The organism is Pseudomonas sp. AN3A02 (genome assembly GCF_011765255.1).
In the GTDB taxonomy this organism is placed as follows: Bacteria; Pseudomonadota; Gammaproteobacteria; order Pseudomonadales; family Pseudomonadaceae; genus Aquipseudomonas.
The window spans coordinates 284,198-297,668 of sequence record NZ_JAARNI010000001.1 but is presented as its reverse complement, the minus strand read 5'-3'; the positions used below and the strand labels follow the sequence as shown (position 1 = coordinate 297,668).

Here is a 13,471-nt window from a genome sequence, read left to right as displayed (position 1 = left end):
AGTCCCAATCAGCAGCTGCACAGTGCGCTATCCAGCACTTTGCGCAATTCCAGCGGGTGATCCACCACCACGTCGGCACCCCAGTTACGCGGGTTGTCGTCCGGGTGGATATAGCCGTAGGTGACCGCCGCAGTGCGGGTGCCGGCGTCGCGGCCCGATTCGATGTCCCGCAGGTCATCACCCACGAACAGCACGCTCGCCGGGTCCAGGTCGAGCATCTTGCACGCCAGGATCAACGGCTCCGGGTCCGGCTTGCTGTTCTTCACGTGGTCCGGGCAGATCAACAGCGCCGAGCGTTCGGCCAGGCCCAGTTGCTGCATGATCGGTTCGGCAAAGCGCAGTGGCTTGTTGGTGACCACGCCCCAGATCAGCTTGGATTTCTCGATATCCACCAGCAGCTCTTCCATGCCCTCGAACAGCTTGCTGTGAATCGCGCAGCCCTTGAGGTAACGCTCCAGGAATTCCTGGCGCAGCTCTTCAAAGCCTGGGGACTCGGGGTCCATGGAAAAGGTCACGGCAACCATCGCCCGGGCGCCGCCGGAGATTTCATCGCGGATGTGTTGGTCGTTCATCGGTGCCAGGCCGCGGTCAGCCCGCATGGCCTGGCAGATGGCGATAAAGTCAGGCGCGGTGTCCAGCAGGGTACCGTCCATGTCGAAAAGAACCGCTCGCAACTTCACAGGCTTACTCCTCGCGCAGGGTCTGGATCATGTAGTTGACGTCAACGTCGCTGGCCAGTTTGTAGTGCTTGGTCAGCGGGTTGTAGGTCAGGCCGATGATGTCCTTGACGGTCAGCCCGGCCTGGCGGCTCCAGGCGCCCAGCTCGGAAGGGCGGATGAATTTCTTGAAGTCATGGGTGCCGCGAGGCAGCAGCTTCATGATGTATTCGGCGCCGATGATCGCGAACAGATAGGCCTTCGGATTGCGGTTGATGGTGGAGAAGAACACCTGGCCACCGGGCTTGACCATGCGGAAGCAGGCACGGATCACCGAGGATGGGTCCGGCACGTGCTCGAGCATTTCCAGGCAGGTGACTACATCGAACTGCCCGGGCATCTCTTCGGCCAGCTCTTCGGCGGTGATTTGGCGGTATTCGACGCTCACGCCGGATTCCAGCTGATGCAACTGGGCCACGGCCAATGGCGCTTCACCCATGTCGATACCCATCACGGTGGCGCCGCGCTGGGCCATGGATTCGCTGAGAATCCCGCCGCCGCAACCCACATCCAGCACTTTCTTGCCGGCCAGGTTGACGCGTTCGTCAATCCAGTTGACCCGCAGCGGATTGATGTCGTGCAGGGGTTTGAACTCGCTTTCGCGGTCCCACCAGCGATGGGCGAGGGCTTCGAATTTGGCGATTTCAGCGTGGTCGACGTTGCTCATGGGGAATCCTCTAAATCTGATAAAACGTTTTTGCCCGCCCTGGCATGTGCTGCCAGGGCCGGCGTTATTCGCTGTGTCCGCTGATGCGCTGGCCCCAGGCGATGGCCGTGGCGCACAACTGTTGTTCATCCAGGCGGGTCAGTTGCCGGTCGTCGAGCAATTGCTTGCCGCCGACCCAAAGGTGTTTCACACAATCGCGTCCGGTGGCATATATAAGCTGTGAGACAGGATCGTAGATCGGTTGTTGCGCTAGGCCCGACAAGTCGAAGGCCACGATATCCGCGGCCTTGCCGACTTCCAGCGAGCCGATTTCACTTTCCAGGCCCATGGCCCGGGCGCCGTTGAGGGTGGCCATGCGCAAGGCGCGGTGGGCATCCAGGGCGGTGGCCGAGCCGGCGACGGCCTTGGCCAGCAACGCGGCGGTGCGGGTTTCGCCCAGCAGGTCGAGGTCATTGTTACTGGCGGCGCCGTCGGTGCCTACTGCCACATTGACGCCGGCTTGCCACAGGCGTTCCACCGGGCAGAAGCCGCTGGCCAGTTTCAGGTTGGATTCCGGGCAGTGGATCACGCTGGTGTTACTTTCTACCAGTAAAGCCAGGTCGTCATCGCTGATTTGGGTCATGTGAACAGCCTGGAAGCGCGGCCCCAGCAAGCCGAGGCGGCCAAGCCGTGCCAGCGGGCGTTCACCGCGCTGTTCAACGGACTGCTGCACTTCGAAGGCGGTTTCATGCACGTGCATGTGGATCGAGGCGTCCAGCTCCTCGGCAATCATGCGGATTTTTTCGAGGTTTTCATCGCAGACGGTGTACGGCGCGTGGGGGCCGAAGGTGATTTTGATCCGTGGGTGATGCTTGAGGTCGCCGAACAGCTCGACGCCCTGGCGAATCGCCTCGTCGGCGTCAGCGGCACCGGGAATCGGGAAATCCAGGATCGGGATGGCGATTTGCGCACGGATGCCTGCGTTGTGCACGCGTTCGCTGGCGACTTTCGGGAAGAAGTACATGTCCGAGAAACACGTGATACCACCCTTTATCTGCTCGGCGATCGCCAGGTCAGTGCCGTCGCGCACGAAGGCTTCGTCGACCCACTTGGCTTCGGCGGGCCAGATGTGGTTTTCCAGCCAGGTCATCAGCGGCAGGTCGTCGGCCAGGCCGCGAAACAGCGTCATGGCCGCATGGCCGTGGGCGTTGATCAGGCCGGGACTGAGCAGCATGCCCGGCAGTTCGCGCACTTCGGTCGCAGCGAGCTTCAGGGCCGCGGCGCGTGGGCCGATAAACGCAATGCGCCCGTCACGAATGCCCAGGCCGTGCTCCTTGAGCACTACGCCGGCAGGCTCGACAGGTACCAGCCAGGTGGGCAGCAGCAATAAGTCGAGCGGGGCGGCAGTTAGCGTCATCGAGGGTGGTTTCCCTGGCATCTATAAAGAACGGCGAAGTATACCCGAGCGTCCTGGCTGGCGGATCGCTATAATCGGCGGCTTTTGTTCATGAGTACGGGGTGAGGGATGCGCGATCGACTGTTGGCTGCGGAGAAAGTGAAGGCCATCGACTGGCGTGATGGCGCACTGTACCTGCTCGATCAGCGTGTTTTGCCGTCTGCAGAAACCTGGGTCGTCTGCAGCAGTGCTGCCGAGGTGGCTGAGGCCATTCGCTCGATGGTGGTGCGCGGTGCGCCGGCCATTGGCATCAGTGCGGCGTATGGCCTGGTGCTGGCCGCCCGTGCTCACATCGCCGAGGGCGATGACTGGCAGGCTGCCTGGGAGGAGGACTACGCATTGCTGGCGGATACCCGTCCGACGGCGTCGAATCTTTTCTGGGCCATGAAGCGCATGCGTGATTGCCTCGATCGCCTCAAGAAACACGCCGACCCGCTGGCGGTGCTGGAAGCCGAGGCGGTAGCGATTCACCAAAGCGATCGCGAAGCCAACCTGACCATGGCGCAACTGGGTGTGGAACTGATCCGCAAGCATCAGGGCAACGTCCAGGCGATCCTGACCCATGGCAATGCGGGCGCGCTGGCGACGGGCGGCGTGGGTACGGCCCTTGGCGTGATTCGCGGGGCGTTCCTGGAGGGCATGGTGGAGAGGGTCTACGCCAACGAAACCCGGCCCTGGCTGCAAGGCTCGCGGCTGACGGCCTGGGAGTTGGCCAATGAGGGCATCCCCGTGACCGTGAATGCGGATTCGGCGGGCGCGCATATCCTCAAGACCAAGGGCGTGACGTGGGTGATCGTCGGTGCCGACTGCATTGCCGCCAATGGTGACGTGGTCAGCAAGATCGGCACCTATCAACTGGCGGTGTGCGCCATGCACCACGGCGTGCGCTTCATGGTGGTGGCAGCCAGCTCCAGCATCGACCTGATGGCGGCCAGTGGTGATGACGTGCCGCTTGAAGAGCGCGACGCCCGGGAGCTGCTGGAAGTCAGCGGCACCCGCGTCGCTGCCGATGTAGACGCCTTCAATCCGGTGTTTGATGTAACGCCGGCGGACCTGATTGATGTGATCGTCACTGAAAAAGGCATCGTCGAACGCCCGGACACGGCGAAGATGGCGCAATTGATGTGTCGTAAACGCCTGCATTAAGGCAATTCGCCCCCAAAAACATCCTGGATTCAGTTCTAAGCCCCTCTCGTCGCCGTCAAGCCTGTCATCCGTCAACTTACTATGCTCCATGCGCATCAGGGGGATAGGTGCGTGGCGGCGATTGTGATAACATCCGGCGGTTTCCAGGGTCACCCCAAGGGGTAACCTTTAATGCGCAGATCCGTGTCATAACTCGTTGATTTGTCGTAAGTCGTTGCCAGGCATCATGCCAGCAGCGGCGAGCTTCGTTCGTCCCATAGGATGTGACGAGGTTTCACCCGAAAAAGGAATCAGGCTTCTCATGGGCGAACTGGCCAAAGAAATCCTCCCGGTCAATATCGAAGACGAGCTGAAACAGTCCTACCTCGACTACGCGATGAGCGTAATTGTCGGTCGGGCACTGCCTGATGCGCGCGATGGCTTGAAGCCCGTGCACAGGCGTGTGCTGTTCGCGATGAGCGAGCTGGGTAACGACTGGAACAAGCCGTACAAGAAATCTGCCCGTGTTGTCGGTGACGTGATCGGTAAGTATCACCCTCACGGCGACACTGCGGTGTACGACACCATCGTTCGGATGGCCCAGCCGTTTTCCCTGCGCTACCTGCTGGTAGACGGCCAGGGCAACTTCGGTTCGGTCGACGGCGACAACGCTGCGGCCATGCGATACACCGAAGTGCGCATGACCAAGCTGGCGCACGAGCTGCTGGCTGACCTGCACAAAGAAACCGTGGACTGGGTGCCGAACTACGACGGCACCGAAATGATCCCGGCGGTCATGCCGACCCGTATTCCCAACCTGCTGGTCAACGGCTCCAGCGGTATCGCCGTGGGCATGGCCACCAACATCCCGCCACACAACCTCGGTGAAGTCATCGACGGTTGCCTGGCCCTCATCGACAACCCTGAGTTGACCATCGATGAGCTGATGCAATACATCCCGGGTCCAGACTTCCCGACTGCCGCAATCATCAACGGTCGCGCCGGCATCATCGAAGCCTACCGCACCGGTCGTGGCCGCATTTACATGCGCGCCCGCTCGATGATCGAAGACATCGACAAGGTCGGTGGCCGTCAGCAGATCGTCATCACCGAACTCCCTTACCAGTTGAACAAGGCGCGTCTGATCGAGAAGATCGCCGAGCTGGTTAAAGAGAAGAAGCTGGAAGGCATCACCGAACTGCGCGACGAGTCCGACAAAGACGGTATGCGCGTGGTGATCGAGCTGCGTCGTGGCGAAGTGCCTGAGGTGATCCTCAACAACCTCTACGCCCAGACCCAGCTGCAAAGCGTGTTTGGTATCAACGTGGTTGCGCTGATCGACGGCCGGCCGCGCATCCTGAACCTCAAGGATCTGCTGGAAGCCTTCGTGCGTCACCGCCGCGAAGTGGTGACCCGCCGTACCGTGTTCGAACTGCGCAAGGCCCGTGAACGCGGCCACATCCTGGAAGGCCAGGCGGTTGCGTTGTCGAACATCGACCCGGTCATTGCCCTGATCAAGGCTTCGCCGACCCCGTCGGAAGCTAAAGAAGCGTTGATCAAGATGCCGTGGGAATCCAGCGCCGTAGTGGCGATGGTTGAACGGGCCGGTGCCGATTCGTGCCGTCCGGAGACTCTGGACCCACAATACGGCCTGCGCGACGGCAAGTATTTCCTGTCCCCGGAACAGGCCCAGGCCATTCTGGAACTGCGTCTGCACCGTCTGACCGGCCTGGAACACGAGAAACTGCTGGCCGAGTACCAGGAGATTCTCAACCAGATCGGCGAGCTGATCCGCATCCTCAACAGCGCCGTGCGCCTGATGGAAGTGATCCGCGAAGAACTGGAAGTGATCCGCGCCGAATACGGCGACGTGCGCCGCACCGAGATTCTCGATGCCCGTCTCGACCTGACCCTGGGTGACATGATCCCGGAAGAAGATCGCGTCGTGACCATCTCCCACGGCGGCTATGCCAAGACCCAGCCGTTGGCTGCGTACCAGGCCCAGCGTCGTGGCGGTAAAGGGAAATCGGCTACCGGCGTCAAGGATGAGGACTACATCGCTCACCTGCTGGTTGCCAACAGCCACACCACGCTGCTGCTGTTCTCCAGCAAGGGCAAGGTGTACTGGCTGAAAACCTACGAAATCCCGGAAGCGTCCCGCGCTGCCCGTGGTCGTCCGTTGGTCAACCTGCTGCCGCTGGACAGTGATGAATACATCACCACCATGCTGCCGGTGGACGAGTACACCGAAGGTCACTTCATCTTCATGGCCACCGCCAAGGGCACCGTGAAGAAGACCCCGCTGGAATCCTTCAGCCGTCAACGCAGCGTGGGCCTGATCGCCCTCGAACTGGACGAAGGCGACGTATTGATCAGCGCGGCCATCACCGACGGCGAGCGTGAAGTTATGCTGTTCTCCGACGGCGGCAAGGTTACGCGCTTCAAGGAGTCCGACGTTCGTGCCATGGGCCGTACCGCCCGCGGTGTGCGCGGCATGCGTCTGCCAGAAGGGCAGAAGCTGATTTCGATGCTGATCCCGGAAGAAGGCAGCGAGATCCTCACCGCTTCCGAGCGTGGTTATGGCAAGCGCACCGCCATCAGCGAGTTCCCGGAGTACAAGCGTGGTGGCCAGGGCGTTATCGCCATGGTCAGCAACGACCGCAATGGCCGTCTGGTCGGCGCGGTCCAGGTGCTCGACGGCGAGGAGATCATGTTGATTTCCGACCAGGGCACCCTGGTGCGTACCCGGGTTGATGAAGTGTCGAGCCTGGGGCGTAACACCCAGGGTGTGACCTTGATCAAGCTGGCCAAGGACGAAAAACTGGTCGGCCTTGAGCGTGTCCAGGAGCCGTCGGAAGTGGAAGGCGAAGAGCTGGAAGGTGAGGAGTTTGAAGGCGAGGTGATCGCAGCAGGCGATGACAACGTCGACGAGCCAACACTCGACGCTGCCGCAGACGAAGAAGAACCGCAGGAATAAGCGGACACACAGGGGGCGGATGAAGATTCGCCCCCTTGTTGTTTGTCCCCTTTGAAATACAACGCCGCCCCCTGTAGGAGCGAGCTTGCTCGCGAAAATCGCCAACGATAACGCGGGCTGCCTGATACGCCCTTGCGCTCTCGGGTTTTTCGCGAGCAAGCTCGCTCCTACAGTGTTTGATTTCAGTCCCACCAGATCAGAGAGATTGGATGTGAGCAAGAGAGCCTATAACTTCTGTGCCGGCCCCGCGGCGCTTCCTGAAGCAGTCCTGCAGCGCGCGCAGGGTGAACTCCTCGACTGGCATGGAAAAGGCCTCTCCGTGATGGAAATGAGCCATCGCAGCGATGAGTTCGTGTCCATTGCCATCAAGGCCGAGCAGGATATGCGCGACTTGCTGGACATCCCGTCTGACTACAAAGTGTTGTTCCTGCAAGGCGGTGCGAGCCAGCAGTTCGCCCAGATCCCGCTGAACCTGCTGCCGGAAGATGGCACTGCCGACTATATCGACACCGGTATCTGGGGGCAGAAGGCCATTGAAGAGGCTTCCCGTTACGGTCACGTCAATGTGGCGGGCACTGCCAAGCCTTACGACTACTTCGCCATCCCTGGTCAGAACGAGTGGAAGCTTTCGAAAGACGCGGCCTATGTTCACTACGTAGCGAACGAAACCATCGGCGGCCTGGAATTCGACTGGGTGCCGGAAGTGGGTGATGTTCCGCTGGTGTGCGACATGTCGTCGGACATCCTCTCGCGGCCTATCGATGTGTCCAAGTACGGCATGATCTACGCCGGTGCGCAGAAGAACATCGGCCCGAGCGGCATCCTGGTCAACATCATCCGTGAAGACCTGCTGGGGCGTGCGCGTTCGCTGTGCCCGACCATGCTCAACTACAAGGTCGCGGCCGACAACGGCTCGATGTACAACACGCCGCCGGCCTTCGCCTGGTACCTTTCTGGTCTGGTGTTCGAATGGCTGAAAGAGCAGGGCGGCGTGGCTGCCATGGGCAAGCTCAACGAAGAGAAGAAACGTACCTTGTACGACTTCATCGACGCCAGCGGCCTGTACAGCAACCCGATCAACCTGACTGACCGTTCGTGGATGAACGTGCCGTTCCGTCTGGCTGACGACCGCCTGGACAAGCCATTCCTGGCCGGCGCCGACGAGCGCGGCCTGTTGAACCTCAAGGGCCACCGTTCGGTAGGTGGCATGCGCGCCTCCATCTATAACGCTGTGGATATCCACGCCGTCAAGGCGCTGGTGGCTTACATGGCAGAGTTCGAAAAGGAACACGGCTAATGTCTGAGCAAGAACTCAAGGCCCTGCGCGTACGCATTGACAGCCTGGACGAGAAAGTCCTGGAGCTGATCAGTGAGCGCGCGCGGTGTGCCCAGGAAGTTGCACGGGTGAAAATGGCGTCCCTGGCTGAAGGCGAAGTGCCGGTGTTCTACCGGCCGGAGCGTGAGGCCCAGGTGCTCAAGCGCGTGATGGAACGCAACAAGGGCCCGTTGGGCAACGAAGAGATGGCACGGTTGTTCCGTGAAATCATGTCTTCGTGCCTGGCGCTGGAGCAGCCGCTGAAAGTGGCTTACCTCGGTCCTGAAGGCACCTTCACCCAAGCCGCGGCCATGAAACATTTTGGCCACGCGGTGATCAGCAAGCCGATGGCGGCGATCGACGAAGTGTTCCGTGAAGTGGCAGCCGGGGCGGTGAATTTTGGCGTGGTGCCGGTGGAAAACTCCACTGAAGGCGCCGTCAACCACACCCTCGACAGCTTCCTTGAGCACGACATGGTGATCTGCGGCGAAGTTGAGCTGCGGATCCACCACCACTTGTTGGTGGGCGAAAACACCAAGACCGACAGCATCAGCCGCATCTATTCCCACGCTCAGTCCCTGGCCCAGTGCCGCAAGTGGCTGGACGCGCACTACCCGAACGTGGAGCGCGTGGCGGTGTCCAGCAACGCCGAAGCGGCGAAGCGGGTCAAGGGTGAGTGGAATTCGGCGGCAATTGCCGGCGATATGGCCGCGGGCCTCTACGGCCTGACGCGCCTGGCCGAGAAAATCGAGGATCGCCCGGATAACTCCACGCGCTTCCTGATGATCGGCAGCCAGGAAGTGCCGCCGACCGGCGACGACAAGACGTCGATCATCGTTTCCATGAGCAACAAGCCTGGCGCGCTGCATGAGCTGCTGGTGCCGTTCCACGACAACGGGATTGACCTGACGCGAATCGAGACGCGTCCTTCGCGCAGCGGTAAATGGACTTATGTGTTCTTTATCGACTTCGTCGGCCATCACCGCGACCCACTGGTCAAGGGTGTGCTCGAGAAAATCAGTCAGGAAGCCGTGGCACTCAAGGTGCTGGGCTCTTACCCGAAAGCGGTTTTGTGAGGCTTTAACATGAGTGGCAACTTCCTCGCCCTGGCACAGCCGGGCGTGCAACAACTGTCGCCTTACGTTCCGGGCAAGCCTGTGGACGAGCTGGCGCGTGAGTTGAACCTGGATCCGTCGAAGATCGTAAAACTGGCCAGTAACGAAAACCCGATGGGCCCAAGCCCCAAGGTATTGGCTGCGATTCGTGACGCGCTGGCTGAGCTGACGCGTTATCCGGATGGGAATGGTTTTGAGCTCAAGTCCTTGTTGGCGGAAAAATGCCGCGTTGAGCTGAATCAGGTGACCTTGGGTAACGGCTCCAACGACATTCTTGAGCTGGTCGGGCGTGCCTATCTGGCGCCGGGCCTGAACGCTGTGTTCAGTGAGCATGCGTTTGCGGTCTATCCGATCGTGACCCAGGCCGTGGGCGCTGAAGCTCGCGTGATTCCTGCGAAGGATTGGGGGCATGACCTGCCGGCCATGCTGGCGGCCATCGACGAGCAGACCCGCGTCGTGTTTATCGCCAACCCGAATAACCCGACCGGTACCTGGTTCAGCGCCGAGGTGCTGGACAACTTCCTGCAAGACGTCCCTGAGCACGTGCTGGTGGTGCTGGACGAGGCTTACATCGAGTACGCCGAAGGCAGCGACCTGCCGGACGGCCTGGACTTCCTCGCGGCTTATCCGAACCTGCTGGTCTCGCGTACGTTCTCCAAGGCTTACGGCCTGGCGTCGCTGCGGGTCGGCTATGGCCTGTCCACGCCGGTGGTGGCCGATGTGCTGAACCGCGTTCGCCAGCCATTCAACGTCAACAGCCTCGCGCTGGCGGCGGCTTGCGCTGCGGTGCAGGACGCTGAATACCTTGAAGAAGGCCGTCGCCTCAACGAAAGCGGCATGCTGCAGTTGCAGGAAGGCTTCCGTGAGTTGGGCCTGGGCTGGATTCCGTCCAAGGGCAACTTCATTTGTGTCGACCTGGGTCAAGTGGCCGCTCCTGTGTTCCAGGGCCTGTTGCGTGAAGGTGTGATCGTGCGTCCGGTGGCCAATTACGGCATGCCGAACCACTTGCGCATCACCATTGGACTGCCTGCTGAAAACAGCCGCTTCCTCGAGGCGCTGGCCAAGGTTCTGGCTCGTGGTTGATGTCACTGCATTGCAACCTGCTATGCCTATGATCGGTCGCCTGGTGGTGGTCGGTCTGGGATTGATCGGCGGCTCCTTCGCCAAGGGCCTGCGGGAAAGCGGCCTGTGTGGCGAAGTGGTCGGTGTGGACCTGGACCCGCAGTCGCGCAAGCTGGCGGTGGAGTTGGGCGTGGTGGACCGCTGTGAGGCGGACCTCGCCGTTGCCTGCCGGGGTGCGGATGTCATTCAGTTGGCGGTACCGATCCTGGCCATGGAGAAGTTGCTGGCGCTGTTGGCCGGCATGGACCTTGGGCAGGCAATCCTGACCGATGTCGGCAGTGCCAAGGGCAATGTGGTGCGTGCGGCGCGGCTGGCCTTCGGTGGCATGCCTGCGCGCTTTGTCCCCGGGCACCCGATTGCCGGGTCCGAGCAGAGCGGCGTTGAGGCGTCCAATGCGCAGCTGTTCCGTCGCCATAAAGTGATTCTGACGCCGCTGGATGAAACCGATCCTGCGGCATTGGCCGTGGTGGATCGGCTCTGGCGCGAGCTGGGGGCGGATGTCGAGCATATGCAGGTCGAGCGCCACGATGAAGTGTTGGCCGCGACCAGTCACCTGCCGCATTTGCTGGCGTTTGGCCTGGTGGATTCGCTGGCCAAGCGCAACGAGAACCTCGAGATTTTCCGTTACGCCGCCGGTGGTTTCCGCGACTTCACCCGGATCGCCGGCAGTGACCCGGTGATGTGGCACGACATATTCCTCGCCAACCGCGATGCAGTGTTGCGCACCCTGGATACGTTCCGCAGCGACCTCGACGCCCTGCGCGACGCAGTTGATGCGGGCGACGGGCATCAGTTGTTGGGCGTGTTCACTCGTGCGCGGGTGGCGCGGGAGCATTTCAGCAAGATTCTGGCGCGCCGGGCTTATATGGATGCTGCCGCAAACGCTGATGACCTGGTGTTTCTCGCCAGTCCCGGTGGCCGCTTGAGCGGGCAGATTCGGGTGCCTGGGGATAAGTCGATCTCCCATCGTTCGATCATGCTCGGCTCCCTGGCGGACGGCGTTACCGAGGTAGAGGGTTTCCTGGAGGGTGAGGATGCCCTGGCGACCTTGCAGGCGTTTCGCGACATGGGTGTAGTGATTGAGGGCCCGCACCATGGGCGCGTCACCATTCATGGGGTTGGCCTGCATGGCTTGAAGCCGGCGCCAGGACCGATTTATCTCGGTAACTCCGGCACTTCCATGCGGCTGTTGTCTGGCTTGCTGGCGGCCCAGAGCTTTGACAGCGTGTTGACGGGTGATGCCTCGCTGTCCAAGCGCCCGATGAGTCGCGTGGCCAAGCCATTGCGCGAAATGGGCGCGGTGATCGAGACCGGGCCGGAAGGGCGCCCACCTCTGACGATTCGCGGTGGGCAGGCACTTAAAGGTCTGACCTACGCATTGCCGATGGCCAGTGCTCAGGTTAAATCCTGCCTGTTGCTGGCCGGGTTGTATGCCGAGGGTAAAACCTCGATTACCGAGCCGGCGCCGACCCGTGACCATACCGAGCGGATGCTGCGTGGTTTTGGTTATCCGGTGGAGGTGGCGGGTGCTACGGCTTCGGTCGAGTCCGGTCACGCTCTGACCGCTACGCATATCGAAGTGCCGGGGGATATTTCCTCTTCGGCGTTCTTCCTGGTGGCGGCGTCGATTGCCGAAGGCTCCGAGCTGTTGCTTGAGCATGTGGGCATCAATCCGACCCGTACCGGAGTGATTGATATCCTGCGGCTGATGGGCGCGGATATCACCCTGGAAAACCAGCGGGAAGTGGGTGGCGAGCCTGTTGCTGATTTGCGTGTTCGCGCGGCGCCGTTGAAGGGGATCGAGATTCCCGAAGCGTTGGTTCCGCTGGCTATCGATGAGTTTCCGGTGCTGTTCGTGGCTGCGGCATGCGCCGAAGGCCGAACGGTATTGCGCGGAGCAGAGGAGTTGCGGGTCAAGGAGTCCGATCGGATTCAGGTCATGGCCGACGGTCTGCTCGCCCTGGGCGTGAAGTGTGAACCGACACCTGATGGGATTATCATCGACGGTGGCGTGATAGGCGGCGGCGAAGTGCATGCCCATGGCGACCACCGGATTGCCATGGCTTTCAGCGTGGCCTCCCTGCGAGCGGCTGCGCCGATTCGTATCCATGACTGTGCCAACGTGGCTACGTCTTTTCCGAATTTTCTTACACTGTGTGCCCAAGTCGGCATTCGTGTTGCCCAAGAGGCTCAATTGTGAATATCAAAGCACCGGTGATTACCATCGACGGGCCAAGTGGCTCGGGCAAAGGCACGATCGCCGGCATCCTGGCCAAGCGCCTGGGCTGGTGCCTGCTGGACTCCGGGGCGCTGTACCGCTTGCTGGCCTTCGCCGCACGCAACCATGGCGTCGACCTGACCAACGAAGAATCGCTGAAGCTGCTGGCTGCGCATCTTGACGTGCAGTTCGTCGGGGCGACGGAAGGTCATCCCCAGCGCATCATCCTGGAAGGGGACGATGTGACCGACGACCTGCGCAACGAGCAAGTCGGTTCCTGGGCTTCCCAGGTCGCCGCATTGCCGGCGGTGCGCGACGCTTTGCTGCAGCGCCAGCGGGCTTTCCAGGAACCGCCGGGTCTGGTGGCTGACGGCCGCGACATGGGCACGGTGGTGTTTCCCGAGGCGCCGCTGAAGATTTTCCTGACTGCCAGTGCCGAGGAGCGGGCCCGCCGCCGTTACTTGCAGTTGAAGGGCAAAGTCGATGGTGTTAGTCTGTCGAGTCTGCTAGATGAGATCCGTGCACGCGATGAGCGTGATACCCAGCGTGCGGTAGCCCCGCTCAAGCCGGCGGCTGACGCCATACAGCTGGATTCCACGGAGTTGTCCATCGAGCAGGTGCTGGAACGCATCTTGAGTGAAATCGCCATTCGCGATATCGCCGGGTGACCAAGAAGGCCGCAGGGGACCAGTCATAGTCCTGTGGTGCTTCTTTTAATTGAAACTGACCCACACCGTCTGGGGTGTGGAGATGGGCGTATTCTTCGCCCTTATCAACAGGA

General features: G+C 61.3%; 10 protein-coding genes. 7 read left to right on the top strand and 3 right to left on the bottom strand.

The window, feature by feature from the left end:
- Positions 1 to 8: 8 nt before the first annotated feature.
- The 3 genes from mupP to HBJ59_RS01465 all read right to left on the bottom strand — a co-directional run bounded on the left by mupP (position 9) and on the right by HBJ59_RS01465 (position 2,779).
- Positions 9 to 680 (bottom strand): N-acetylmuramic acid 6-phosphate phosphatase MupP, encoded by a 672-nt coding sequence (gene mupP, locus HBJ59_RS01475; protein ID WP_063032175.1) that lies wholly within the window; start codon positions 678 to 680, stop codon positions 9 to 11.
- A 4-nt stretch (positions 681 to 684) separates the two neighbouring features.
- The gene (gene ubiG / locus HBJ59_RS01470; RefSeq protein WP_017477312.1) at positions 685 to 1,383 is read right to left on the bottom strand and encodes a bifunctional 2-polyprenyl-6-hydroxyphenol methylase/3-demethylubiquinol 3-O-methyltransferase UbiG; all 699 of its coding nucleotides are present in this window, start codon (positions 1,381 to 1,383) and stop codon (positions 685 to 687) included.
- A 64-nt stretch (positions 1,384 to 1,447) separates the two neighbouring features.
- Complete coding sequence (locus HBJ59_RS01465) at positions 1,448 to 2,779, bottom strand: TRZ/ATZ family hydrolase (protein WP_167662590.1); 1,332 nt, start codon at positions 2,777 to 2,779, stop codon at positions 1,448 to 1,450.
- A 108-nt stretch (positions 2,780 to 2,887) separates the two neighbouring features.
- Here HBJ59_RS01465 and mtnA point away from each other — a divergent pair, with 108 nt between their 5' ends.
- The 7 genes from mtnA to cmk all read left to right on the top strand — a co-directional run bounded on the left by mtnA (position 2,888) and on the right by cmk (position 13,358).
- The gene (mtnA, locus tag HBJ59_RS01460) at positions 2,888 to 3,964 is read left to right on the top strand and encodes an S-methyl-5-thioribose-1-phosphate isomerase (protein WP_167662589.1); all 1,077 of its coding nucleotides are present in this window, start codon (positions 2,888 to 2,890) and stop codon (positions 3,962 to 3,964) included.
- 301 nt (positions 3,965 to 4,265) lie between these two features.
- On the top strand, positions 4,266 to 6,920 hold the full coding sequence (gene gyrA / locus HBJ59_RS01455) for a DNA gyrase subunit A (RefSeq protein ID WP_167662588.1): 2,655 nt from the start codon (positions 4,266 to 4,268) through the stop codon (positions 6,918 to 6,920).
- A 211-nt stretch (positions 6,921 to 7,131) separates the two neighbouring features.
- Positions 7,132 to 8,217 carry a 3-phosphoserine/phosphohydroxythreonine transaminase gene (serC, locus tag HBJ59_RS01450; protein WP_167662587.1) on the top strand — a complete coding sequence of 362 codons (1,086 nt, stop codon included), beginning with the start codon at positions 7,132 to 7,134 and terminating at the stop codon, positions 8,215 to 8,217.
- Entirely contained in the window at positions 8,217 to 9,311 is a 1,095-nt protein-coding gene (gene pheA, locus HBJ59_RS01445) for a prephenate dehydratase (protein WP_003218812.1), read from the top strand. Before serC ends, pheA begins: the two co-directional genes overlap by 1 nt.
- Before the next feature lie 9 nt (positions 9,312 to 9,320).
- On the top strand, positions 9,321 to 10,433 hold the full coding sequence (gene hisC, locus HBJ59_RS01440; protein WP_076017293.1) for a histidinol-phosphate transaminase: 1,113 nt from the start codon (positions 9,321 to 9,323) through the stop codon (positions 10,431 to 10,433).
- A gap of 28 nt (positions 10,434 to 10,461) precedes the next feature.
- The gene (locus HBJ59_RS01435) at positions 10,462 to 12,672 is read left to right on the top strand and encodes a bifunctional prephenate dehydrogenase/3-phosphoshikimate 1-carboxyvinyltransferase (protein ID WP_256670802.1); all 2,211 of its coding nucleotides are present in this window, start codon (positions 10,462 to 10,464) and stop codon (positions 12,670 to 12,672) included.
- Positions 12,669 to 13,358: a (d)CMP kinase gene (gene cmk / locus HBJ59_RS01430; RefSeq protein ID WP_003172653.1), complete on the top strand. Its 690-nt coding sequence runs from the start codon at positions 12,669 to 12,671 to the stop codon at positions 13,356 to 13,358. The genes HBJ59_RS01435 and cmk overlap by 4 nt, the downstream gene beginning before the upstream one ends.
- Positions 13,359 to 13,471: the final 113 nt, after the last annotated feature.

Coding starts and splice junctions, on each gene's coding strand:
- hisC (WP_076017293.1), top strand. CDS start 9,321: ATGAGTGGCAACTTCCTCGCCCTGGCACAGCCGGGCGTGCAACAACTG.
- HBJ59_RS01435 (WP_256670802.1), top strand. CDS start 10,462: ATGATCGGTCGCCTGGTGGTGGTCGGTCTGGGATTGATCGGCGGCTCC.
- ubiG (WP_017477312.1), bottom strand. CDS start 1,383: ATGAGCAACGTCGACCACGCTGAAATCGCCAAATTCGAAGCCCTCGCC.
- gyrA (WP_167662588.1), top strand. CDS start 4,266: ATGGGCGAACTGGCCAAAGAAATCCTCCCGGTCAATATCGAAGACGAG.
- pheA (WP_003218812.1), top strand. CDS start 8,217: ATGTCTGAGCAAGAACTCAAGGCCCTGCGCGTACGCATTGACAGCCTG.
- HBJ59_RS01465 (WP_167662590.1), bottom strand. CDS start 2,779: ATGACGCTAACTGCCGCCCCGCTCGACTTATTGCTGCTGCCCACCTGG.
- mtnA (WP_167662589.1), top strand. CDS start 2,888: ATGCGCGATCGACTGTTGGCTGCGGAGAAAGTGAAGGCCATCGACTGG.